The following is a 23538-nucleotide window of genomic DNA, read 5'->3' as shown; positions in this document are numbered from 1 at the left end:
AAAAGATTAAAAAGATTATTAAGATCAGGAAGGGATGAAAGGAGGAATAAAAGATGCCTGAACAATTACAGGTAAATGAATCTATTGCCACAAGAACTTCACAAACAAGGGTAAGTAGAAATCTCAACATTCCTTCTACATTACCGGCTGCAGCAAGGGTTGTTAGTGCTAATGCCAGGGTTGAAATTACTGACACAAGTGCAGAAAGAGGGGTTGTTGTAATAAGTGGAATCATTCGTGTTACGGTTTACTATGCTACCCTTGATGACCCATCAAACGTTGTTAGTGTCAGGAGGAGTTTTACCTTTACTGATAGGGAAGTTATTAGTGGTGTCAGGCCAGGTTATCAGGTGGATGTTGAATCACTTATCTCAGATATAGATTTTGAATTATTAAATGACAGGCTTATTGAATTAGAGTTTACTGTAGTTAGTGATATAGAAGTAACTACAGTAGATGTAGTAACCCCAATAGGTGAAGCCCCGGACTTTGATTTTAGAAGGAGAAGGTATACCATTCAACGCCGTCTGCGCGAACGTAATTTTACCAGGGAACTGGAATCAGTTGAAAGGTTACCGTCAGGGGCCTCAGATATAGATAGGATTATTGATGTTGATAGTACAGTTCAAATTATAGATGTAAGTACAGGGTATGACCGTGTTACAGTCAGAGGAACTATTAGAAGTAATCTTTTATATGTAGCTGCTGGGGAAGATGTAGAATACAGTAGTCTTAGCTATGGTTTCAATGAAACCTTCCCTTTTAGCGGTGTTACTCCAGAAATGAATGCCTTTGTCGATACTTCGGTTATTTCTGAAAGTGCCCAAAAAGTAGATAATCGTAGGGTGAGGATAAATACAGAGCTCAGATTTCAAATCCTTGTTGTGTTGGAGGAAACAGTAGAATTACCTACAGATATTATCAGTCCGGTTGATGGGATGTTTCCGGTAAGGAGGACAGTTATAGTTGAGAGGATTGTTGCTGAAGAAAGAACCAGAATACAGGCAAGGGATCAGGTGACAGTAGCAGCAGGGAATCCTGATGTTGGTCGTGTAATCAGTGCAAGTGGAAATATAAGGGGTGCTAGTCTTGAGGTTGAAGCTCAAAATGGTGGTGTTTTAATAAGTGGTGTAGTTGATGCTAATATTATCTATGTAGCTGATCTACCTGATCAGCCTGTATATTTTGCACCTGCTGTTATTACTTTTAGCAGCTTTATAAATATACCTCAGGTTACCTCTAATATGGAGGCATATGCCGATATCAGTATTAATAGAATAACTGCCAATCGGGCTTCAGAGAGACAGATAACTGTTATAGCAGTTCTTAATGTGAATCTGGTAGTTACAGAGAGGGTTAGGGTACCGATTATTACTGGTATATCTGAACAGCCTATTCAGGAACCAACCGCACCGTCACAGTATATTACTTATACTGTTAAATCTGGAGACACTCTTTATTTAATAGCCCAGCGATTTGGAGTAACAGTTAACAGGATTACTTCAATTAATAATATCACTGACCCTGGAGAGCTTCAAATTGGGCAGAGATTATTAATACCAAGAGGCTGATTAGCAATAGGAAGGGAGTATTTCCTTTCCTATTGCTTTAGATAGGACATACTATAATTATCACTTTAATGATTGTTTAATCATAGAATAAATCAGGGGTGTAATGTAATATGGCTACTAGTAAAGTAATTATATTTATGCATATCCCTAAAACGGCTGGGACGACTTTAAGGGGAATTATTGAACAAGAATATTCAGAAATAGCTTATGGATATGGTGGTTTTAAAGAAGAATATAATAATTTGAGTAGATATATGGGTAATAGGGCTTCAGGATTACAATGTATTATTGGCCATATACCATTTGGAATTCATTCATATTATAACAGGCCTTTCCATTATATTACTTTTATAAGAGAGCCGGTAGATAGGGTTATTTCCTTATACTATTATCGTTTATATAACAAGAAATACCTGCCGGTTGAGGATATTGGTTTAGAAAAATTTTTAAATAATTATTATACACAGGCTTGTAATCTACAGACTAAATTTCTATCCAGGGATGTTGATCTAGCAGATATGGTGAGTTTAGAAAATTTTATTAAATACAAGAATGAAGTAAAACCAGATCTTGAAAAGGCTATTGACAACCTTGAAAGGTATTTTACAGTCGGGGTGACTGATTACTTTAATGTATCAATATTATTAATGGGCAGGGAGTTAGGATGGAATAAACTTGACTATCAGCAGAAGAATGTTAATCCGGGAAGGCCCAGAAAAGAAGAGTTGTCAACAGGCCTGATCGAATTAATAAAGGAAAAAAATAGTTTGGATATGAAACTATATTCATATGCCTGTAATAAAATAAAAAGCCAGCTTAAAGATTATTGAGGGGGGTTTTTATGGCAGGAAAAAAACCACTGATATCAACTGTATTGTTAAACTGGAATCGACGTTACTTATTAGAGCAGACGGTTAATTCATATCTGTCAACAGTAAATGTACCATATGAATTAATTATTGTTGATAATGGTTCAAGAGATGGTTCACAGGAGTATATAAAAAATGTTTGCAGCTGTAATGAGTTGTGTACTAATATCCTATTAAACAAAAACATGGGTGGAATTGCTCTAAATCTTGCTTTGACAAGAGCAAGGTCAGATATATTACATGTCTCTGAAAATGACCTACAGTATAAGCCAGGATGGGTTGAACGGGTTATAAGGATATTTAGGGTTTTCCCTGAATTAGGACAGTTATCATTATATGCACATTCCCCGGCCAGGAATGAGGGTGACATTGATGGGGAAAGACCATCTGAACGAATAAGCCGTCAGGGCTTAACTATTTATCAGACCAGAATAAATGTCCATTCCAGTTCTGTGTTCAGGCGAGAGGTCTGGCAGCAGGGAATCAGGTGGAAGAACATTGGTAATAATGGAGTCAGGTTTCCTGATGATTATAGTTTTTCTCAGGAAGTGATGAAAGCTGGTTATATTGTTGCCTGGAATGATGAGTACCTGGTGACTAATTACGGCCACCTTATAGATGAGATTAAGAATAACTTGGCTTATTATGTCAGGGATTATAAAGCAAAGCCTGGTGGGTTAGAAAAGCTTAGAAAACGAATAAAGAGGTTTGGATATGGTTTGATTTTAGATGATAAAGAAAAATCGGGTTATAGGCTGGTTTCTCTAGATTGAGCTATGTAAGAGCACTTTTTATAAGTGCTCTTATTTAGTACCCCATTTTTTCTTGAATTTATCTATACTTTCAAGCCTGATTTTTTGGCGCTTTTGTTGGTCGATAGAGGCGCCTTTTTCATAGTGGTAAATTTTAACTGGATAGTAGTAGATTCTATAACCCTTATTTTGAGCATTAAGGCAGTAGTCTGTCTCTTCAGAGTATAAAAAATATCGTTCATCAAAATAACCAAGTTTTGGAATTAGTTCCCGCTTAATCATAAAACAGGCCCCGTGTATCCTGGCCACATCCCCTGGTTCATTATAAACATCAGGGTTATCCCGGGGATGTTTACGTATAATAAATTCATTGTTTTTTTTAATAACACCTGCATGGATTACTGCTTCATTTTCGTTAACATGTTTGGTTCCAATTAAAGCTATATCCTGGTTAGCAGCTGCTGTTTTTACAAGTGGATAGAGCCAGTCTATTGTAACCTCAGTATCTGGGTTTAAGAGAACAATAAAATTATTACTCCCTTTTTTTATGCCCTGATTCCAGGCAGCTGCGCAGCCCCTGTTTTTTTGATTATAGACGACTGTTATATTATTTAATCTAGCAAGAAATTCCCTACTCTTATCAGTACTGTTGTTATCAATAATGATGATATTATAGGGATAATCTGTATTTGTGTAAATACTATGCAGGCATTTCTTAAGATGTGGTAAGGAATTATAATTAACAATAATTATATCAACAGCAAGTTTTTCCCTCCACAGGTGTTCTTTAATATACAGTTTGAGGTCTGGACTGAGATCCCCCCAATCTCCGATGGGTTTACCCGGATTTAAGCGGGAAAGTTCTTGCTCAGATATCTTTCTATAATCTTTTTCTTGAAACCCGAAGGAAATATAGCTGGCCAGATTTGTTATATGTCTAATCTCATTATTATCAACAATATATATAGCTGGATTATCTGTTTTAAGTAGTGTTCCAGTCGAATACATCTGATACCAACCCCTTTCATGTTAAATAATTAAATATCATATATAATACATATTATTCCCGGCACATGCTGCTGTTACTATTAACTTATGATAGCCCTTAAACATATTTATAGTATATAGGGTTTTATGTTAAATAATTATATCATTTGATTTAAAAGAGAATGGGGGGAACTAAATGGGTGATTGTGTGATAGTCTTAGGTATGCATAGGAGTGGGACATCAATGATTGCCGGAATATTAGATAGATTAGGAATAAATATGGGGGATAATTTAATAGGGGCAATGCCTTCAAACCCGTATGGGCACTATGAGGATAAAGAGTTTGTAGAATTAAATGATAGGATCTTACATGCTGCCGGGGGGTTTTGGTATAATCCCCCTGGCAGGGAGGCCTTATTGGAAAAGCAAAATACTTTTAAAGATGATATTCTTTCACTTGTTCAAAAAATTAATGATTCCAGTAAATACTGTGGGTGGAAAGACCCCAGGACTTCACTAACAATAGAATTATTTTATCCTTATCTAACAGCCCCAAAATTTATTGTCTGCCACCGTGCTGCTGTACAGGTAGCAAATTCCCTACAAAAAAGGAGTGGAATACCCCTTGAAGTGGGGATTAATCTCAAGCGAGAATATGATGTCAGACTGGCTGATTTTTTTACAAGAAATAAAGATTTACCTAAAATAGATTTATATTATAATGATGTATTAGAAAATACAAGAGAGAGAATTTCCAGTATAGTAGATTTTCTGGTGATAAAGCCGTCATCAGCCCAGCTCAAAGAAGCAGAGGGGTTTGTAGTAGTAAAATAATTGTAGTAATCCTTTTTTAGTAGGGCATAATAATACTTAAGGAGGATTAATGGATGGTAAAGAAGATGCGCTACCTTTTGATATTTGTGCCCATTAGTCTTGGATTTTCTTACTTTCGGGATGGTTCTATCTGGAGTTTTATTACTTCTGCCCTGGCTATTATACCACTGGCTGCATTAATGGCAAGTATTACTGATCGATTAAGGAATATTCTCGGTAGCAGCTGGGGCGGAATTATAAATGTTACCTTTGGTAATGCCACAGAATTGATTATTTCTATCTTTGCTATTTATGATGGATTATTAAATGTTGTCAAAGCCAATATAACAGGGTCAATAATTATGAATTTATTATTGGTATTGGGTATGTCTTTTTTATTGGGGGGATTAAGGTATCAGCGTCAAAAGTTTGATAAATTATTAGCCATTACTAATAGTGCTATGCTGATGTTGGCGGTAATAGGAATGCTGATACCGGCTATTTTTTATTTTGGTTCATCAAATATTAAGACACTTGTTTTAGGAAAATTGAGTATGGGAGTCGGTTTTGTCCTGTTTGTTACGTATCTGGCAAGCCTCTATTTTACACTAATCTTTCATGAAAAAGAAAAAAAAGTTTTTCATGTCAGTAAAGGCTCTGGAGGAGACAGTGCAAGAAAAAAGGAGGGAAAAGGGAAGTTATGGTATAATGTTCTTTATCTGCTTTTAACAACTATTTTTATTGCTATTGAAGCCAGTATTTTAGTAGGTTCTATAGAAATAATTCAAGAGGGGTTTAATATTTCTCCAGTATTTATAGGTGTTATTATTTTACCGATTATATCAAATGTAGCTGAAAATGTAACTGCTATTAATATGGCCAGGGCAGATAAAATAGACCTCAGTATTACCATAGCTATAGGTTCCAGTATCCAGGTTTCTCTTTTTATTGTCCCTTTACTAATTTTTTTCAGTCATTTGATTGGTCGGCCGATGAATGTTTTATTTAATCTGCTGGAGATTAGTTCGATAGGCTTATCAGTCCTGGCAATCAATGTTGTTTATCTTCAGGGAAAATCAAACTGGTTTGAAGGCCTGCAGTTAATAGCTGCCTATTTAATTATTGCTATTGCTTTTTATTTTGCTTAAAATTTTTTAGATTAGTTCCTGGTGGGTATCAGGAGTTTTTGTCCAGGGTAAATAGTATTACTATCCAGTTTGTTTAGAGTTTTTATCTCCTGGATACTTACATTGTAGCGTCGGCTAATCTTCCAGAGTGAATCCCCTTTTCTTACAGTATAAATAAATGTTGATTTGTTTTTATTAATAGGGTCTTTAGGATTAAGTGGTTGACCTGGATTGCTAAAGGAGTTTCTGATAATAACTGCTGTTCCCACAGAAACCCTGCTATATACCTGTTCTACATCATTATTATACATTCTGACACAGCCATTAGAAACAGCCTGACCTATTAGCCAAGGTTGATTTGTCCCATGTATACCATGTTCACTCCAGGTGAACTGCATCCACCTACTACCTAATACACCACCGGGATTTAGTATTTTGCTCAAGATCTTATAATCACCTGTTGGCGTAGGGGTTGAGGGCTTGCCGACAGCTATTGGGTATGTATTAATAGTTATACCATTTTCTTTTAAATATAAGCGTCTAGTATTTAACTCTAAATAAATCTTATAAGACATAAGTAACCTCCTTTGTTCTACATAAATATTATATTCAACGATATTTATTTTCGTTAATTGATAACATTATTTACCAGCACAAACATATAGAATTAATAAATTACATATGTTATAATAAGGCACAGAGGAGGTGCCCCTTTATGAAGAAGTATTCAGCAGTTCTAATTATAGTAGTTATTATAGTAATTGTTACTGTTTATATGCTCAATATATCTAATAAATCAGCAGTACTTGTATCCAGTAATATAACTACCCGGGAAAGCACCTCTTCAATTAAGATTATGACTTATAATATTCAGCATGGACGTGGTATTAATGGCAAGCTGGCTCTAGACAGGATTGCAGGGGTAATTAAGGATTCAGGTGCTGATATAGTTGGCTTAAATGAGGTTGACCAGCGACAAAAAAGGAGTAATTTTGTTGATCAGGTAGCATACCTGGCTGAGAGACTGGACATGAACTATGTTTTTGGACCTACTTTGAAAGGAATTAGTGGGAATTATGGTAATGCTATCTTAAGCCGTTTCCCTATTGAAAGTGCTGAGAATTACTTATTGACAAGTAAGAATAGTGAAACAAGGGCATTACTAACTACAGAAGTTAATCTGTCAGCAAATAAATCTATTACTGTATTTGTAACACACCTTTCAATTGAGCAGCAGGATAGGAAACAGCAGATGGAAGAGATTGAGGATTATATCTCTCAGGAAAAAGATAGTTATATATTAATGGGTGATTTTAATAAAATGCTAGATCTATCTTTTGGGTTAACACCTTTGATTTCCGGACTCAAGAGCTTTCCTGCAGATCTGCCTTCTGAAGAGATTGATCTCTTTTTTGCAAGTCAGGATATTACATTAAAAGAGGCTAAAATAATTAATACTAAGGCATCAGATCATTTGCCTGTTGTAATTGACATTGATATCACTGCTTAGGCAATGTTATGATATTATTTAATTATAGCTCTAGTAAATTAATTGAGAAAGTTGAATAGGATTGGGGTGTGAATAAACAAAAAATTTAAATTAGCTATTGACAAATACTCCCATCTAATACTATAATTCCATATTTGACAGTTGAGAAACATAAAAAGCCGTATAAACCCTGTAAATACAAGGCTTTTGTGGCTTTTCTGATGTTAACAAGTGCGTACTTTTTTTGAGGCACATGTTATAGACATTTAGAATGCTGTGTTTATTGATAGTTTACATCATTTTAGTTAGCTTGGGAAGTAGAATTTTAATTTAAACGTAAATTACAAAAAAGTACACTTTTTAAAAGTAAAATTTGATATGAAAAATCCAGTGGCGGAAAAGCTTTGAGTCGTGTTTAAAAAGTTGTAACTGTCAAAGACTCGACCCGAGACCCGTTATAAATTAAATAAATTAACACTTGACAATACCTCATTTTAATATTATAATTAAAATAAATCAGAGGTATTTTTTTGTATATCATGCATTAAGCATTAAGCATTAAGCATAATGCATCTAAAAAGATAAATTGTGAGGGGAGAAAAACAATGTCTCTGTCAAATTTGAATTTAAAGAATGTCTCATTAAGTGAACAAATCTATAATGCTTTAAAAGAACAAATAATCAATGGAGAACTTAAGCCTGGTGAAAGGTTAGTTATAGATAAACTTGCCAGTCAAATAGGTGTTAGTTCTACTCCTGTACGTGATGCCCTTAGATTACTAATTTCAGCAGGTTATGCCGAAAAAAGGCCTAATGATAGTATTTTTGTGATTGAACTTTCAAAGGATGATGTAATAGAATTGTTTGATATGAGAGAAGTTATAGAAGGACTGGCGGTTCGTCTTGTAACTCAAAAAATTAACAATCAGGAGATTAATACTGATGAGTTAAGAAACTTAAAAAAAGAATTTGAGAAAAAAGAGAAAGAATTTTTAGCTGGGAGCAGAGATGTTCCACATAAGTTAGATGTTGAACTTCATGACTTGGTGCGCAGGTTGGCTCCTAACAAAAGATTGAGAAAACAGATAGACTTAATAATGAATCAGACTTATAGTATTAGAAACATGCAACACAGAAATAAAATTAGCAAATATTTAGATAATAAAAGAAATGAAAGATTATTACAGGAAACACGGGAACATATAAGCATAATAGATAAAATACTTAGTGGAGATACTGATGCAGCAGAGAATATGATGAGACAGCACATTAGAAATTCAAAGGAGGATATACTGACTCAGGTTAAGATTGATTAGGGCGAACAATAAACTTACATTTAATGCATAATGCATAATGCATTATACATTAAATGTAAGTTTATATATGCATTAGATATAAGTTTGTGTTAAAAATTTATAATAGTTAATTTATTATGACAATGAGAATATTCGAAATCGAGGGTCAAAACCCTTAATTATAGAAAACAAAAAAACTAGGAGGTGAGCGAGTTATGAAAGTTTAAATAATAGTTATAACATTCATTAGTTATTTCAATTATTACGTTAGTATGAGTTTGACTACTATTGTATAAAAAGAGGAGGAAAAAATGAGAAAAAAACTTATAAATTTGTTAATTATGATGATTATTTTGGTGGTTGGTTTTAGTGTACAGGCAGTAGGAATGAATTTAAAAGCAGCCCATACATTACCCCCAGAACACCCTATTCATAAAGCACTTCTTAAATTTGCAGACGAAGTAGAGAAAAATACTGATGGGGCCATAACAATAGATGTGTTTCCCGCTGCACAATTAGGGAATGAAAGGGAGTTAGTTGAAGGGATAATGTTTGGTACACTTGATTTTGCGTTTATTTCCCCTGGAGCTATAAGTTTATTTCAGCCTGAATTTGGTGTTTTTGATTGTCCTTATATTTTTAGGGATGAAGAACATCTTAAAAAAGTTGTCAATGGTAAAGTTGGAGAAGAATTATATGAAAAGCTAGAAAAAAATAGGGGAATGAAATTAATTTCTCCATTTATGTTATATGGTACAAGACATTTGACCACCAAGAATACACCAGTTAGAAAACCTGAAGATACTAAGGGTTTACTAATTCGCTGTCCTGAACAACCAATTTATTTGGAAACAGTAAAAGCATTTGGTGCTACCGCTACACCTGTAGCATTTTCAGATCTTTATATGGCACTTAAGCAAGGTACAGTAGATGGTCAGGAAAATCCAATACCTACAATATATTCTTATAAATATTATGAAGCTCAGAATTATATAAATCTTACTGGTCATATGATCAGGGTAAATATGGGTGTTTGTAATGCAGCTTGGTTTAACAATTTGTCTGAAGAAAGAAAAGAAATTGTCACTGATGCGATAAAGGTAGCAGAAGATTATAATGCACAGTTAATTAATAAGCAGCAGACTGAATTATTAAAAAAATTAAAAGAAAAAGGGATGACTGTAGTAAAACCTGATATAGAAGCCTTTAGAGAAGCCTGTTCAAATGTTTATAAGGAATTTGAAGATGAATGGGGTAATATGTACCAAAAAATTAAAGCTGTAAAATAAATTTTACTTAAAGAAAATGGGAAACGGGGTATAATGAAGCTACCCCGTCTCCACTTTATTAAGTAATTTAATAAGGGATGGGTGTTGCAAATGAAATATTTAAGTAAAATAGAAAAGTTTTTAGTAGTTACTCTTATGTTTTTAATTTTTACAGTATTAATGGGACATGTATTAGGAAGGTATGTATTTAATAGCCCTTTGTTTTTTGCAGAAGAATTATCTAGAATCTGTTTTATTTGGATTGTAATGATTTGTGCCAGTGTAGGAATTAGAAGTGATTCACATACAAAAGTAACTTACTTTGCTTCTAAATTACCCGTTAAATGTCAGACAGTACTAGAAATAATAAATCATTTGTTAGTAATTTATTTCTTTTGTATAGTTATCTATTATGGAGTTAATTTATCTGTGAGGACATGGACTATTCCGACTGCTGCAATGAGGTGGTCCTGGGGTTTAATTTATTTATCTGCTCCTATAGGTGGTATTTTAGCTCTTATTAATAGTGTCCGAAAAATAAAAGAGATAATAAAAATTAAATTAGGTGAGGTGGTATGAAATGTATTTCTTAATAGGTGTTTTATTATTTCTAGTTGCTTTAGGAATACCTGTTTCTTTTTCCATAGGTTTAACTTCATTGTTTTACATGTTAAAAGAAGGCTTGGGAGTAATTACAATACCGCAAAGGATGGTAGCAGGTATTGATATTTTTACTCTTTTATCGATACCGTTTTTTATTCTTGCTGGAAATTTAATGAATACTGGTGGGATAACAAAAAGAATATTCAGATTTGCTAGTTCAATAGTTGGCTATATTCCGGGAGGACTTGGTCATGCTAATGTTATAGCTAGTATTATATTTGCAGGTATGTCAGGTGCTGCATTAGCTGATGCAGGAGGGTTGGGTACAATAGAAATTAAAGCAATGGAAGATGAAGGGTATGATACAGAATTTAGTGTGGCTGTGACAGCTGCTTCATCTACAATTGGTCCAATTTTCCCCCCTAGTATTCCTATGATATTATTTGGTGCCTTTGGTGGAGTATCAGTAGGAAAATTGTTTTTGGGTGGAGCAGTTCCAGGATTATTGATAGGCTTGGCGCTAATGATAATGATTTATATCATTTCTAAGAAAAGGAATTATCCTATCCACAACAAATTCGATTTAGGGGAGATCATTGAGTCCTTTAAAAGGGCAATTCTTCCTTTGTTCACTCCAGTAATTGTTTTAGGAGGAATTTTATTAGGTATTTTCACTCCAACTGAAGCTGCTATTATTGCTTCGACATATAGTTTGATTTTAGGAACCTTTATTTATAAAGAAATAAAGATGAAAGATATACCGAAAATATTTTTTGATACTGCAAAAACAACATCTATTGTTTTAATTATAATATCAACAGCTTCAATCTATGGGTGGTTATTATGCAGGGAGCAGGTTCCACAGACTGTTGCAACAGCTTTGTTTTCTATTACCCAGAATCCCCATTTAATTATGTTGATATTGATTGGTTTTTTTATTGTTGTAGGGTGTTTTCTTGAAACAACAGCAGCAATAATTATTTTAGTTCCAATACTTGTACCTTTATCAACTAATTTAGGGATTGACCCGCTGCATTTTGGGTTAGTTATGATATTAACATTGATGTTGGGGTTAAGCACACCTCCAGTAGGGGTGGTTTTATATCTTATTGCAGATATAGCAAAGATAAAATTTGAACGTGCTGTTTCAGCAACATTGCCTTTTTTAGTGCCGATTTTTATAGTATTATTAATAATAACATTCTTTCCACAAATAGTTCTGTTTCTGCCTAATCTTTTGATTAAATAGCAGAAAAATACTTAATCATGTGAAAGAAACGTGATAAGTAAATAAAGAGATTTATCATTATATATTTTTGCAAGGAGGAATATTTATGAAATTTAAAAATATGACTGTTTTAATAACTGGTGGAGCTCGTGGTATGGGTAAGGCATTTGCGAAGGAGTTTGCTTCTGAAGGTGCTAATGTAGCCTTATGTGATGTTAATAAGGAACAATTAGAAGATACTGCTGCAGAATTGAGAGATACTTATAAAGTAAAGGTTTTTGAAGGTTGTGTAGATGTTTCTAATGAGAGACAGGTCAATGAATTTGTAGAAAGTGTTGAAAGTCAAACAGAATCAATTGATATTTTAATAAATAATGCGGCTATTCATCCCCTTACCCCTGTGGAAAAAATAAGTAATGAAGAGTGGGATAAGGTATTAGGCATTAATCTTAAAGGTTATTTTTTGACAGTAAAAGCTGTTTTACCAGGAATGCGTAAAAAACAATATGGGAGAATAATTAATATTTCTTCTGAAGCTGGTAAAAATGGTGGGACTATTTGTGCTCTACATTATGCGGCTTCTAAAGGTGGAGTTCTGGCGTTTACACGTAATTTGGCCAAACAAGTTGGAGAAGAAGGTATAACAGTCAATGCTATTGCTCCTGGTAGAATTGCTACAGATATGGCAGGTTCTGTTTCAGATGATGAGAATCAAATATATGTAGAAAAAAGTGCAGTTAAATCTCTTGGAAAGCCAGCTGATATTGCAAATGCTGTAGCATTTTTAGCAAGCAAACGCTCAAATTTTGTAACAGGAGAAACAATTAATATTAATGGTGGTACAGTAATGGATTAGGAGGCAAATTAAACATGATAGAATATCGATGTGATCATATTCATTTAAAGTCAACTTATGTAGAAGAGACTGCTAAATGGTACTGTGATATTTTTGATGCTGAGATAACTTTTGAAGGTTACTTTAAGGGTTCAAAAGTAGTTTATTTTAATATTAATGGGATGGATTTTATTGTATTTGGTAAATTGGATGGTGAAAAAGAGCCCATTACCGCTTCATTAAGACCGATGTATGGTAATGATCATTTTGGTTTTGAAGTTAATAACATGGAAGAAGCAATTGAAAGCTTAAAAAACAAGGATGTAAATATATTGGAAGGTCCAATTAATGTGAGAAAAGGTTTAAAAATTGCATATATTGAAGGGCCAGATAAAGTTAGAATTGAGCTTTCTGAAAGAAACCAGTAAGTAATCAAAAAAATATAAGTTTTGCCCTTTACTTAGAAATGGGGAATAATAATTATGGGATTAGCTTTTGGTAATGATCCTACTAAGATAGAAACTTTAAAGCCATTGTTAGGGATGTAACAAAAATAAATTTTGTCCCAATAATTAAAACTGGTAATATTAGGAAAGGAAGGGATTATATGTACGACGATCAGTTAGTTAAAAGACTAGAAATAAAAGTAACTGAAACAAGGTCTAAAATACTAGAATTAATTTATAATGTTCAAAGTGGGCATTGTGGGGGTTCGTTTTCTGCTGTTGAAATTGTAACCTGTCTTTTTCATCATAAGATGAAGATTGACCCGCAAAATCCAGAATGGGAGGATAGAGATCGTTTTATTTTATCTAAAGGGCATGCTGCTCCATTATTATATGTAAACTTAGCCGATCTGGGTTTTTTCCCCAAAAAAGAGTTAGCTGAATTTCGACAGATTGGTGGTATTTTACAGGGGCACCCTGATAAAAATAAAACCCCTGGGGTTGATATGACCAGTGGCTCTCTGGGAATGGGACTTTCTATAGGAATTGGACTGGGACTCAGTGCTAAACTGAATAAAAAGAATTATAAAACCTATGTTTTAATGGGTGATGGGGAATTAAACGAAGGGCAGGTATGGGAAGCAGCTATGTTTGCCAGTAAAATGAAAATAAATAATGTAACTGCTATTGTTGACTATAATGGAGTTCAACTTGATGGTTCAACTAATGAAATTATGCCTTTATCACCATTAAAAGAGAAATGGGAGTCGTTTGGTTGGAGAGTAATTGAGGTAAATGGTCATGATATTGCAGATACTTTAGCTGCCCTCGATAGGGCTGAGCAAATTACTGATACACCAGTAGTAATTATTGCAGATACTATTAAAGGGAAAGGTGTATCCTTTATGGAAGATGATCATAAATGGCATGGTCAGGCTCCCTGTAAAGAAGAATATGAACGAGCAATTGCTGAATTGGAAAGGGCTGATATTCAATGAAAAAAAAGATGATAAGAGATGCTTTTGGTGAAGCACTGGTAGAAATTGGATTGGAAAATGAAGATGTAGTAGTCCTTGATGCAGATGTCTCTGGTTCTACCAGAACAGCTAAATTTGCTGTAGAATATCCAGAAAGATTCTTTAATGTTGGTATTGCTGAACAAAATATGGTTTCGATTGCATCAGGATTGGCCCTTGGAGGTAAGATACCTTTTGTTAGTACCTTTAGCTTTTTATTAACAAGTAGGGCCTTAGATCAAGTAAGGACTGGAATAGCATATCCCAAGCTTAATGTCAGAATTGCCGGTGGTTATGGTGGATTATCTGATTCTTTTGATGGTCCTACACATCATTCAATATGTGATGTAGCTATTATGCGGTCACTCCCTAATATGAAAGTAGTTGTTGCTGCAGATGCACCTTCAACTAAAGCAATTGTTAAAGAAAGCATTAAATGGGATGGTCCTGTATTTCTTCGTTTGAGTAGAGCGGAAGTTCCCATAATATTTGATGATCATTATGATTTTGAGTTAGGAAAAGGCAATTTAATTCAAAAAGGCAGTGATGTTACTATAATTGCCAATGGTGTAATGCTTTCAAAGGCATTAGAGGCTGTTAAAACCTTAGACAATGAAGGAATTAAGGCAGAATTGATTGAGATGGCTAGTGTTAAACCTATTGATGAGGAAATGATTGTTAAATCGGCTCAAAAAACAAAGGCGGTAATTACAGCGGAAGAACATAATGTAATAGGAGGTTTGGGTTCGGCAGTTGCCGAAACATTAGCAAAAAATGGTATCGGCAAGCCATTAGCTATGGTTGGAGTAGAAGATACATTTACTGAGACTGGTGATTATGAAGAATTACTTGCTAAATATGGTTTAAGTGCTAATAATATAGTTGAAAAAGTTAAAGAGTTTATTTACTAATCTACAAGTAGTCATAAAGGTGCTTATAATGAATAATAAAAAGATTTTTTAATGAAGTTAAAAATTATATTAATCATATTACTTCAATTTATGAGGGAGGTTATATTAAATGGATTTAAAACAAAAAGCAAAAAATTTGTTAAGACAATTTAAAGGTGATGACTACGCGTTAGGGGTAGGAATTTTAGACGATGTCGGCAGACATGCTAAGGAATACGGAGATAGTGCTTTGCTTATTTCCAATAACACTTATTTAAAACCAGTTGTCGATAAGGTTAAAGAGTCTCTAAAGAAATATGGAGTAGCCCTTGCTGGTAATCGTATAGTCAGAGATGCAGCTCCTAATGCACCTCGTGAAGATGTTTATAGACTGGAAGGGTATATTCTTAACTTCAAACCAGACTGCATTATAGTAATTGGTGGAGGAAGTGCAATAGACGCAGCAAAAGCAGCCAATGTATTAGCATCAGTAGGACATTATAGTGCTGATATAGAGGATTATTTTGGCACCGGATTGGTTACTAAGGCCTTACAGCATAGTGATAAACAGCTTTTACCCTTAATGGCTATTGAAACATCTGCCAGTTCTGGTGCTCATTTAACCAAATACTCTAATGTTACTGACCCGGTAAGCGGTCAGAAAAAACTAATAGTTGATGAAGCAGTTATACCTACTAAATCAGTATTTGATTATTCTGTAACAGAGACCATGCCACTTAATCTTACTATAGATGGGGCATTTGATGGTATTGCACATACTTTAGAGGTTTTCTATGGTATTGATGAAGAAAACTTTGAATTATGCAAAGAAATAGCAGAAACAGCAATAGAACTAATTGTAAAATATGCTCCAAAAGTAATTGATAATCTTGAAGATACAGAGGCCAGAGAGGCATTAGGACTGGCGACAGACCTTGGTGGTTATGCGATTATGGTAGGTGGTACCAATGGCGGCCATCTAACAAGCTTTTCTTTAGTAGATGTAACCAGCCATGGTAGGGCCTGTGGAATTATGAACCTATATTATACAGTATTCTTTGCCCCGGCAATAGAGAAGAAATTAAGAGTAATCGGTAATGTCTTTAAGAAATACGGCTATATTGAAGAAGACCTTACTAAACTAAGTGGTAAAGACTTAGGTATTGCAGTAGCTAAGGGCATGAAAAACTTTGCTAAGGATATTGATTTCCCAACCAAACTTTCAGATCTGGATGGCTTCGATGATAAGCACATTACAAGGGCACTTGAAGCAGCTAAAAACCCACAGCTTGATATGAAGCTAAAAAATATGCCAGTTCCTTTAAATGCTTCACTTATAGATGAATACATGGGACCTATTCTTGAAGCAGCTAAAACAGGTGATTTTAGTAATATTAAGAACTTAGAATAAATTTCAAGGAAAAAGCCCAGATTAAGTTCTGGGCTTTTTTTAAAATACATGAAAAAGGAGGTTGTGATAATGAAAGTAAAATTAAACTGTGGTAAAGAATTTAAAATAAACTTACCTGATAAAACAGATGTCTTATCTATGAAAACACCAACCCCCTTAGCTGACCCCTTACAGTCAATTCACCAGTCTCTGGAAAATCCAATTAAAAGTGAAGGTCTTGACAATTTAATAAAAAGGAAAATAAGGGATAATAAAGAGAGCAGAGCAGTAGTTGTTATCTCTGATAATACACGACCAGTACCCTATAAAGGTGAAGCAGGAATCTTACTCCCTATAATAGAAAAATTATTGAAAAATGGAGTTAAAAAAGGGAATATCATTGTACTGGTTGCTACAGGGACACATCGGGCGTTAACAAAAGAAGAATTAAAAGAAATGATAGACCCTGAGGTATTTGAACTTGGTATAGAAATAAAGAACCATGACTGCAATGACCAGGATAACCTTGTTTATTTAGGAGAGACCAGTAGAAAAAGCATGGTTTATATAAATAAAGACTACATGCAGGCAGATATTAAAATCTTAACCGGTCTGGTAGAGAGTCATTTTATGGCAGGTGTCTCAGGTGGCAGGAAATCAGTCTGTCCTGGGTTAATTGGTGAAAAGAGCACCTATGTCTTTCACGGTGCTGAGATCCTAAGTTCTCCTAAGGCAAGGGATTTATTTTTAGATGGGAATCCCTGTCATGAAGAAGCCCTGGAGGTTGCTCAGAAGGCTGGTGTAGATTTTATTGTAAATGTTACACTTGACCATGACTTTAATGTTACCGGTGTATTTTCTGGTGATTTAGAAGAAGCCCATAAAGCAGCCATGGAAAATGTTAGGGAGTATGTAGCTATTCCTGTTGACAAAGAATATGATATAGTAGCAACACATGCAGGATTTGTTGGTATTAACCACTATCAGGCAGCTAAAGTAGGAGTAGTATCTATTCCCTTACTAAAAGCAGATAGTAAGTTAATAGTAGCTGCCGATAATATCGATGATGATACTATAGGCAGTATTAATTACAAAACTGCTTTATATTTGCTAAAGAGATTTGGGGCAGAGAAATTTAAAAAATTAATCCTTTCATCAGACTGGGGATTTATACCAGAGCAGTGGCAGGTACAGATGTGGGGTAAATTATTTAGCAGAATAAGACAGGACAATATGATATATTATAGTCCACAGTTTTCTCAAGGTGATTATCAAAATATACCAGGGTTGAATGGTAATAAGTATTTACCAGTCAGTAAGCAGTATAAAGATGATGTAAACAATATACCTCTGTTTATAGAAAATGCTGTAAATAAAACAATTGAACAATTTAAGAAACAGGGTAGGGAGGAGATAGACATAGCTTATTTAATTGATGGGCCATATGGGGTGCCGATAAGAAAGTAATAGTTTAATTATTTTATTACTTTAGTTTAGGCTGTTGATAGGGTTACATTTAGTCAACAGCCTTTTAATTTACTTTGAAAATTAAATTCAGTAGATTAACTTTTTTGTCAGATGATGTTATAATATATAAAAAGGAGTTAAAAAATATATGCATGAGATTAATTTAAAGGCACCTGCCAAGATAAATATTGCTCTGGATATTACTGGTCTATATGATGATGGATATCATCAAGTGGAGATGATCATGCAGACAGTCAGTCTTTATGATAAAGTAATTATCCGCCAGCAGGAAAGTGGTATTCAGCTGGCTGCCTCAGCAGAGGAACTACCAACTGATCAAGGGAATATTGCCTATCGGGCTGCTGAGATGATTCTAAATGAAGCAGACCTAAATGTAGGTGTCGATATATACATAGAAAAAAAGATACCAATTGCTGCTGGTTTGGCAGGCGGAAGTACAGATGCAGCGGCTGTCTTAAAAGGGATTAATAGCTTATATAATTTAAAGTTTGATTTTACTCGATTAAGCTTAATTGCTGCTAAATTGGGTTCAGATGTACCTTTTTGTTTGAATGGTGGTACTGCTTATGCCTATGAAAGAGGGGATAAATTAAAACAGTTACCGGATATAAGAAAAACCCATTTTCTTATAGTTACACCACCTGTTCCAGTAAGTACTGCTGAGGTCTATCAAAAATATGATTTTTTAAAACCAGATATTAATGTGCCGGTAAATAAACTACTTACTATAATTCAGGGTCAGCAGCAGATAAAATGGAATGAGGGATGGGCTAATGTGCTGGAGGGAGTAACAACTCATTTTCTTGATGATATCTTAGAGATTAAAGGGATAATGATGGAGATGGGGGTAGTTTTTACAATGATGTCAGGCAGTGGTCCTACCGTTTTTGGTATTGTCAAAGATAGTAAGCAGGCAGAACATATAGTAGAGAACTGGCCTAGAAAAGGGGATTTTATTACAAATGTCTCTGGTCTTAAAGCAGGAGTTTGTTAACTTGTGATGAATTATATAAATACTAATTTTAGCAGTTAGACCTGGGTTTTACATTGTAGGAGGGAAAAAAGATGATTGTTGATGTATTGATTCTAGCTGGTGCCCGTAATAAAGATTCTCTTAAAGAATTTGCTTTAACTGAGCATGAGGCCCTGATTGAGATTGCTGATATTCCAATGGTAGAATATGTTATTAAGGCAGCCAAAAAGTCTAAAAAGACTGGTAAAATAGTTGTAGTGGGGCCTTATAAAGAGTTAAAGGATTCCTTAAAGGAAGAGGTTGATTTAATAATTGATTCAGTTGACTCCATGAAAGAGAATATTAGTAGGGGAATTAATTCTTTAAAGGGAAACAAATATATTTTAATGTTAACCTGTGATATACCATTGATCACACCGGAGATAATAGATGATTTTATTGAAACTTGCCTTAATGATTATGAGGCTGATATCTATTATCCAATAATACCTAAAGAAAAAAATCTGGCTAAGTTTCCTGCAGTGAAAAGAACTTATTTCCATTTAACAGAAGGGGTTTTTACTGGGGGGAATATGGTTATTATCAAGCCTGATGTTATTTCAGGGGCTTTTGAGCTGTTGGGAAAGGTTATTGCCTGGCGTAAAAAACCCTGGAAATTGAGTAAACTCCTGGGGATGAAGTTTATCTTTAAGTTTGTGATTGGCCATCTTTCTATAGATGAAATAGAGGATGCTGTCAGTGATATTATAGGTTTTAAAGGGCAGTTTATGATAAGTGAATATCCGGAAATTGGTTTTGATGTGGATAAACCCAGTGATTTACAATTGATGAGGGATAAATATATTTTATAGCAAATTGACAGTTGGCATTTGTCAACTGTCAATTTGCTAATGATAGCCTTAAAAGATTTCCTGGATAAGTTTTTCCCTTAGTTCCTCAGTTTTAGAAAAGTCCATGGCTGAAATATAGTATTTCTCAATTTCATCATGATGACTTTTGGCCTGTTTAAGGTTAGTAACTGCCTTTTTGATTATATCTGTAAATAGTGTTTTTCCTTCACTTATTTCTTGCTGGTAGAGCTTAAGGACATCTTGTTTTAGACAGTTGAGCATACTTATTTTTATATCATTTTGACGATTTTCCAGGGGTTGGTTGAGGGGATTACTGGTTATTAAGGCCCTGGAAATTTTGGGAATTACAACTGCCTCCGGATTTTCTGGTTTAAGGGGTGAATATAGATAGAGGACAAAGTAATTATGTTGAGAGTAGTGGTCTGCTATTTTTTTTAGTAAACCTCCTCTGCCACACCCTGGTTCACCTGAGATGATATAGCGGGTATTAATGTTTTCTGTAATGTTATCAAGGTAATTTATAATCCCGGCAGGGGTAATAGCACTGGCAAAAAGGTGTCGTCCAGGTTTATATTTTAATAAACTATCTGGACAGGGGAGGTCTTCTATAATATCCTTAAAGACCTGATTTGTTTTGTTAATATCAAGGGCTTCTTTGTAATAATTAGACCAATCATTAAAAATGATGCCGCCTGCTTTTAAATAGTTATAGACCTGTTTAAATTTATGTTTAATTCTATTATTTGTCTTTATTATCTCTTCACTATGTGTGCGGAGAAAATTACTGTCCCAGAACTCACCCAGATTGATTATTTCTTCAACTGCGCCGGGATTTACAGGGTCAATCATATGTGGGGAGGTGCCGTCAAGAAAAGTAATACCTAATTCTTGGATGACAATACCATCTAATGAATTATTATCAGAGGAACACCAGTGGAGTTCAAGGTCATATCCCTGCTTATTAATTTGCTGGCCTATTTTTTTCATCAGGGTTGACTTGCCAGTTCCAGGTCCTCCTTTGATTATAAAAACCTTATCTGTTTTATAGGGCAAATATTTATAGTAGGAATAAAACCCTTTACTTGTATTACCACCTGGGAAAAAGTTTGTAGTAATTCCTTTATTCATTTGGCCACACTCCTTAAAAAGTATCTTCTCTTAATATATATGCCTTTTCATCTAAAATATAAGAAATATTACAGAATAAAAGCTGACACAAACTTGACATATACATTTTGCTGTTATATACTGATAGTAGCAAGTGAAATTGGGGTTAAATTTAATTCTAAAAAAATTTCAGGGGGTTAATTTGATATGGCTGGCAAAAAGAGTATACCGATGAGGGTTGTTAAGGAAAAGACTGGTTTAACAGCACGCCAGATCAGATATTATGATGAGGTAGGACTTATTTTTCCTGAAAGGACAAAGGGGAATCAGCGCTTATTTTCAGAAGATGATATTAATAGAATGAAGAAGATTAAATCCCTATTAGATGAAGGATATAAAATTGAGGCAATAAAAGAGGTTCTAAATCATCCCCGACCAATTAAGGGGAATTTATCTAATCTGCGAACAAATTTGAATAACAGGATAAATAAAGGCGATTTATCTAGAATTTATCCTGGCTCAAGTAGAAATTTAAAAGAAAAATATAAGAAGACTAAGGAGTGATGAGTTTGTCAATAACAAAAGAGGATATTCTAAAAAAGGCAGAAGAACTGGATGTAAAGTTTGTTAGGTTGCAGTTTGTAGATATTCTAGGAACAATAAAGAATGTAGCTATTACTGTTGATCAGTTGCCTACTGCTTTAGATGATGGTATTATGTTTGATGGTTCATCTATTGAGGGTTTTACCAGGATTCAGGAGTCTGATATGTATCTAAAGCCGGATTACGACACCTTTACTATCTTTCCCTGGAGGCCTAAAGAGGGGGCAGTGGCTAGACTAATGTGTGATATTTTGACCCCGGATGGTGAACCCTTTGCTGGCTGTCCCCGCAGCACTTTAAAAAAGGTTATGGCTGAAGCTAAAGAGATGGGGTTTGAGATGTATGCTGGTTCTGAACCAGAATTTTTCCTTTTTGATAAAGATGAAAAGGGGGAACCAACTACAATAACTAATGATAAAGGTGGTTATTTTGACCTTTCACCAGTAGACATGGGCGAAAATGCCAGACGTGATATAGTACTGGCTTTAGAAGAAATGGGTTTTGATGTTGAAGCTTCACACCATGAAGTTGCCCCTGGGCAGCATGAGATAGATTTTAAATATGCGCCTGTTTTAAGGACTGCTGATAATATTGCTACCTTTAAATTTGTTACTAAAGCAGTTGCTATGGAACATAATCTTCATGCAACCTTTATGCCTAAACCTATCTTTGGAGAAAATGGTTCAGGTATGCATGTCCATCAGTCATTATTTAAAGATGGTGAAAATGCCTTTTATGACCCTGATGATGAACTTGGTTTAAGTGAGGTTGCTTATCATTATATGGGAGGGATTTTAAAACATGCCCCTGCACTGGCGGCAATAACTAATCCAGTAATTAATTCTTATAAAAGACTTGTTCCTGGTTATGAAGCCCCTGTTTATATTTCCTGGTCTGGCCAGAACCGTAGTGCTTTAATAAGGGTTCCTTCAGCCAGAGGAGTGGGCACAAGAATAGAGCTGCGTAATCCTGACCCGGCAGCAAACCCATATCTGGCGATGGCAGTAATGCTCAAGGCAGGTCTTGATGGAATAAAAAATAAAATAGAGCCGGGCGAACAAACTATTGATAACATCTATGCAATGGGAGAAAGTGAGCGCCAGGCCCGGGCTATTGATAGTCTGCCGTCTGATATTCTGGAAGCAGTTAATAATCTTGCTGAGGATCAGATACTCAGAGATACCCTCGGGGAACATATCTTTGAACACTTTGTAGAGGCTAAAATGATAGAATGGGATGTATATAGGACCCAGGTTCATGACTGGGAACTGGACCAGTACCTTTATCTTTAATAACTGAAACTAATTTAAAACTTGTTTTTCTATAAGCCCAGTACTATAATGGTACTGGGTTTTTCTTGACTTTAAAGCTGTCTGGGGATATACTAAAAAAATAAAGGAGATGAGGTCACATGAAACAGGGTAATATTCAAGAAAAACTAAGGAATCTAAAATATACAGAGCTTACTACCAGGGAACTAGCTTTTCTATCATTATTTATAGCCATTACGGCTGTAGCAACATTTCTACATATACCAGGACCTAGCAGTTCATATTTTAATCTTGGTGAAGTTGCTATATATATAATCGCCATTGTTTTTGGCCGCAGGGCAGGTTTTACTGCTGGTGCAATTGGTTCAGCTTTAATGGATATTCTGCTTGGATATTATATCTGGGCTCCTTTTACATTTTTTATTAAAGGGATTGAAGGTTATCTTGTTGGGCTATTTTCTCATGGAGAGAGGTGGCAGGATAATTTAGTTGCTATTATTGCTGGGGGGAATTTTATGGTTCTGGGTTATGCCCTTACCAAGGGTTTTTTAATTAGCTGGCCAGCAGTGCTCCCTGAAATAGGGATTGATTACATGCAAATGCTTATTGGGGGGATTATTGCCCTTCCTCTGACACATCATATTAATAGATATTTTAGGAAGTGA

The 23538-nt window shown here is 34.8% G+C and carries 24 protein-coding genes; 21 read left to right on the top strand and 3 right to left on the bottom strand.

The window, feature by feature from the left end; genetic code table 11:
• The first annotated feature begins 53 nt into the window (after window positions 1-53).
• From GM661_RS16660 to GM661_RS16645, 3 genes are all read left to right on the top strand, one after another.
• Complete coding sequence (locus GM661_RS16660; protein ID WP_330165227.1) at window positions 54-1571, top strand: DUF3794 and LysM peptidoglycan-binding domain-containing protein; 1518 nt, start codon at window positions 54-56, stop codon at window positions 1569-1571.
• Window positions 1572-1681: 110 nt separating this feature from the next.
• A complete protein-coding gene (locus GM661_RS16650) occupies window positions 1682-2401 on the top strand; it encodes a sulfotransferase family 2 domain-containing protein (protein ID WP_230867805.1) in 720 nt (239 codons plus the stop codon).
• A gap of 11 nt (window positions 2402-2412) precedes the next feature.
• Window positions 2413-3213: a glycosyltransferase family 2 protein gene (locus tag GM661_RS16645; protein WP_230867804.1), complete on the top strand. Its 801-nt coding sequence runs from the start codon at window positions 2413-2415 to the stop codon at window positions 3211-3213.
• A 30-nt stretch (window positions 3214-3243) separates the two neighbouring features.
• On the opposite strand, the gene GM661_RS16640 is transcribed toward GM661_RS16645, so the two are convergent.
• Window positions 3244-4200: a glycosyltransferase family 2 protein gene (locus GM661_RS16640; RefSeq protein ID WP_230867803.1), complete on the bottom strand. Its 957-nt coding sequence runs from the start codon at window positions 4198-4200 to the stop codon at window positions 3244-3246.
• A 175-nt stretch (window positions 4201-4375) separates the two neighbouring features.
• Here GM661_RS16640 and GM661_RS16635 point away from each other — a divergent pair, with 175 nt between their 5' ends.
• The gene (locus GM661_RS16635; protein ID WP_230867802.1) at window positions 4376-5014 is read left to right on the top strand and encodes a sulfotransferase family protein; all 639 of its coding nucleotides are present in this window, start codon (window positions 4376-4378) and stop codon (window positions 5012-5014) included.
• A 53-nt stretch (window positions 5015-5067) separates the two neighbouring features.
• Window positions 5068-6141: a calcium/proton exchanger gene (cax, locus tag GM661_RS16630; RefSeq protein WP_230867801.1), complete on the top strand. Its 1074-nt coding sequence runs from the start codon at window positions 5068-5070 to the stop codon at window positions 6139-6141.
• A gap of 11 nt (window positions 6142-6152) precedes the next feature.
• Here cax and GM661_RS16625 read toward each other — a convergent pair whose 3' ends face one another.
• A complete protein-coding gene (locus GM661_RS16625; protein WP_230867800.1) occupies window positions 6153-6695 on the bottom strand; it encodes a L,D-transpeptidase family protein in 543 nt (180 codons plus the stop codon).
• A 140-nt stretch (window positions 6696-6835) separates the two neighbouring features.
• On the opposite strand from GM661_RS16625, the gene GM661_RS16620 reads away from it, so the two are divergent.
• The 13 genes from GM661_RS16620 to GM661_RS16560 all read left to right on the top strand — a co-directional run bounded on the left by GM661_RS16620 (window position 6836) and on the right by GM661_RS16560 (window position 19892).
• Window positions 6836-7630: an endonuclease/exonuclease/phosphatase family protein gene (locus GM661_RS16620; protein ID WP_230867799.1), complete on the top strand. Its 795-nt coding sequence runs from the start codon at window positions 6836-6838 to the stop codon at window positions 7628-7630.
• A 584-nt stretch (window positions 7631-8214) separates the two neighbouring features.
• Complete coding sequence (locus tag GM661_RS16615) at window positions 8215-8925, top strand: GntR family transcriptional regulator (RefSeq protein WP_230867798.1); 711 nt, start codon at window positions 8215-8217, stop codon at window positions 8923-8925.
• Window positions 8926-9215: 290 nt separating this feature from the next.
• Window positions 9216-10193: a TRAP transporter substrate-binding protein gene (locus GM661_RS16610; protein WP_230867797.1), complete on the top strand. Its 978-nt coding sequence runs from the start codon at window positions 9216-9218 to the stop codon at window positions 10191-10193.
• Window positions 10194-10283: 90 nt separating this feature from the next.
• Window positions 10284-10751, top strand: a complete 468-nt coding sequence (locus GM661_RS16605) for a TRAP transporter small permease (protein ID WP_230867796.1) — start codon at window positions 10284-10286, stop codon at window positions 10749-10751.
• Between the two features lies 1 nt (window position 10752).
• Complete coding sequence (locus tag GM661_RS16600) at window positions 10753-12024, top strand: TRAP transporter large permease (protein WP_230867795.1); 1272 nt, start codon at window positions 10753-10755, stop codon at window positions 12022-12024.
• 85 nt (window positions 12025-12109) lie between these two features.
• Entirely contained in the window at window positions 12110-12859 is a 750-nt protein-coding gene (locus tag GM661_RS16595) for an SDR family NAD(P)-dependent oxidoreductase (protein ID WP_230867794.1), read from the top strand.
• A gap of 14 nt (window positions 12860-12873) precedes the next feature.
• Entirely contained in the window at window positions 12874-13266 is a 393-nt protein-coding gene (locus GM661_RS16590; RefSeq protein WP_230867793.1) for a VOC family protein, read from the top strand.
• Between the two features lie 179 nt (window positions 13267-13445).
• On the top strand, window positions 13446-14282 hold the full coding sequence (locus GM661_RS16585) for a transketolase (protein WP_230867792.1): 837 nt from the start codon (window positions 13446-13448) through the stop codon (window positions 14280-14282).
• Window positions 14279-15211 (top strand): transketolase family protein, encoded by a 933-nt coding sequence (locus tag GM661_RS16580; RefSeq protein ID WP_230867791.1) that lies wholly within the window; start codon window positions 14279-14281, stop codon window positions 15209-15211. Before GM661_RS16585 ends, GM661_RS16580 begins: the two co-directional genes overlap by 4 nt.
• 109 nt (window positions 15212-15320) lie before the next feature.
• Window positions 15321-16601: an iron-containing alcohol dehydrogenase gene (locus GM661_RS16575; RefSeq protein WP_230867790.1), complete on the top strand. Its 1281-nt coding sequence runs from the start codon at window positions 15321-15323 to the stop codon at window positions 16599-16601.
• 69 nt (window positions 16602-16670) lie between these two features.
• Complete coding sequence (locus GM661_RS16570; RefSeq protein WP_230867789.1) at window positions 16671-18047, top strand: lactate racemase domain-containing protein; 1377 nt, start codon at window positions 16671-16673, stop codon at window positions 18045-18047.
• Window positions 18048-18195: 148 nt separating this feature from the next.
• Window positions 18196-19062 carry a 4-(cytidine 5'-diphospho)-2-C-methyl-D-erythritol kinase gene (gene ispE / locus GM661_RS16565; protein ID WP_230867788.1) on the top strand — a complete coding sequence of 289 codons (867 nt, stop codon included), beginning with the start codon at window positions 18196-18198 and terminating at the stop codon, window positions 19060-19062.
• Window positions 19063-19133: 71 nt separating this feature from the next.
• On the top strand, window positions 19134-19892 hold the full coding sequence (locus GM661_RS16560; protein ID WP_230867787.1) for a nucleotidyltransferase family protein: 759 nt from the start codon (window positions 19134-19136) through the stop codon (window positions 19890-19892).
• Between the two features lie 48 nt (window positions 19893-19940).
• Here the strand turns inward: GM661_RS16560 and GM661_RS16555 are convergent, their stop codons facing one another.
• Complete coding sequence (locus GM661_RS16555; protein WP_230867786.1) at window positions 19941-21020, bottom strand: PRK06851 family protein; 1080 nt, start codon at window positions 21018-21020, stop codon at window positions 19941-19943.
• 186 nt (window positions 21021-21206) lie between these two features.
• Here GM661_RS16555 and GM661_RS16550 point away from each other — a divergent pair, with 186 nt between their 5' ends.
• The 3 genes from GM661_RS16550 (at window position 21207) to GM661_RS16540 (ending at window position 23538) form a co-directional block, all read left to right on the top strand.
• A complete protein-coding gene (locus GM661_RS16550; RefSeq protein ID WP_125986300.1) occupies window positions 21207-21563 on the top strand; it encodes a MerR family transcriptional regulator in 357 nt (118 codons plus the stop codon).
• A gap of 5 nt (window positions 21564-21568) precedes the next feature.
• Entirely contained in the window at window positions 21569-22894 is a 1326-nt protein-coding gene (glnA, locus tag GM661_RS16545) for a type I glutamate--ammonia ligase (RefSeq protein WP_407929605.1), read from the top strand.
• A 119-nt stretch (window positions 22895-23013) separates the two neighbouring features.
• A complete protein-coding gene (locus tag GM661_RS16540) occupies window positions 23014-23538 on the top strand; it encodes an ECF transporter S component (RefSeq protein ID WP_230867785.1) in 525 nt (174 codons plus the stop codon).

It is taken from the genome of Iocasia fonsfrigidae (genome assembly GCF_017751145.1).
In the GTDB taxonomy this organism is placed as follows: domain Bacteria; phylum Bacillota; class Halanaerobiia; order Halanaerobiales; family DTU029; genus Iocasia; species Iocasia fonsfrigidae.
This window is presented reverse-complemented; position numbering and strand designations above follow the sequence as displayed.

What these genes read in the sequence shown, in the direction of transcription:
- GM661_RS16660 (WP_330165227.1), top strand. Translation starts at nt 54, where the DNA reads ATGCCTGAACAATTACAGGTAAATGAATCTATTGCCACAAGAACTTCA.
- GM661_RS16650 (WP_230867805.1), top strand. Translation starts at nt 1,682, where the DNA reads ATGGCTACTAGTAAAGTAATTATATTTATGCATATCCCTAAAACGGCT.
- GM661_RS16645 (WP_230867804.1), top strand. Translation starts at nt 2,413, where the DNA reads ATGGCAGGAAAAAAACCACTGATATCAACTGTATTGTTAAACTGGAAT.
- GM661_RS16640 (WP_230867803.1), bottom strand. Translation starts at nt 4,200, where the DNA reads ATGTATTCGACTGGAACACTACTTAAAACAGATAATCCAGCTATATAT.
- GM661_RS16635 (WP_230867802.1), top strand. Translation starts at nt 4,376, where the DNA reads ATGGGTGATTGTGTGATAGTCTTAGGTATGCATAGGAGTGGGACATCA.
- cax (WP_230867801.1), top strand. Translation starts at nt 5,068, where the DNA reads ATGGTAAAGAAGATGCGCTACCTTTTGATATTTGTGCCCATTAGTCTT.
- GM661_RS16625 (WP_230867800.1), bottom strand. Translation starts at nt 6,695, where the DNA reads ATGTCTTATAAGATTTATTTAGAGTTAAATACTAGACGCTTATATTTA.
- GM661_RS16620 (WP_230867799.1), top strand. Translation starts at nt 6,836, where the DNA reads ATGAAGAAGTATTCAGCAGTTCTAATTATAGTAGTTATTATAGTAATT.
- GM661_RS16615 (WP_230867798.1), top strand. Translation starts at nt 8,215, where the DNA reads ATGTCTCTGTCAAATTTGAATTTAAAGAATGTCTCATTAAGTGAACAA.
- GM661_RS16610 (WP_230867797.1), top strand. Translation starts at nt 9,216, where the DNA reads ATGAGAAAAAAACTTATAAATTTGTTAATTATGATGATTATTTTGGTG.
- GM661_RS16605 (WP_230867796.1), top strand. Translation starts at nt 10,284, where the DNA reads ATGAAATATTTAAGTAAAATAGAAAAGTTTTTAGTAGTTACTCTTATG.
- GM661_RS16600 (WP_230867795.1), top strand. Translation starts at nt 10,753, where the DNA reads ATGTATTTCTTAATAGGTGTTTTATTATTTCTAGTTGCTTTAGGAATA.
- GM661_RS16595 (WP_230867794.1), top strand. Translation starts at nt 12,110, where the DNA reads ATGAAATTTAAAAATATGACTGTTTTAATAACTGGTGGAGCTCGTGGT.
- GM661_RS16590 (WP_230867793.1), top strand. Translation starts at nt 12,874, where the DNA reads ATGATAGAATATCGATGTGATCATATTCATTTAAAGTCAACTTATGTA.
- GM661_RS16585 (WP_230867792.1), top strand. Translation starts at nt 13,446, where the DNA reads ATGTACGACGATCAGTTAGTTAAAAGACTAGAAATAAAAGTAACTGAA.
- GM661_RS16580 (WP_230867791.1), top strand. Translation starts at nt 14,279, where the DNA reads ATGAAAAAAAAGATGATAAGAGATGCTTTTGGTGAAGCACTGGTAGAA.
- GM661_RS16575 (WP_230867790.1), top strand. Translation starts at nt 15,321, where the DNA reads ATGGATTTAAAACAAAAAGCAAAAAATTTGTTAAGACAATTTAAAGGT.
- GM661_RS16570 (WP_230867789.1), top strand. Translation starts at nt 16,671, where the DNA reads ATGAAAGTAAAATTAAACTGTGGTAAAGAATTTAAAATAAACTTACCT.
- ispE (WP_230867788.1), top strand. Translation starts at nt 18,196, where the DNA reads ATGCATGAGATTAATTTAAAGGCACCTGCCAAGATAAATATTGCTCTG.
- GM661_RS16560 (WP_230867787.1), top strand. Translation starts at nt 19,134, where the DNA reads ATGATTGTTGATGTATTGATTCTAGCTGGTGCCCGTAATAAAGATTCT.
- GM661_RS16555 (WP_230867786.1), bottom strand. Translation starts at nt 21,020, where the DNA reads ATGAATAAAGGAATTACTACAAACTTTTTCCCAGGTGGTAATACAAGT.
- GM661_RS16550 (WP_125986300.1), top strand. Translation starts at nt 21,207, where the DNA reads ATGGCTGGCAAAAAGAGTATACCGATGAGGGTTGTTAAGGAAAAGACT.
- GM661_RS16540 (WP_230867785.1), top strand. Translation starts at nt 23,014, where the DNA reads ATGAAACAGGGTAATATTCAAGAAAAACTAAGGAATCTAAAATATACA.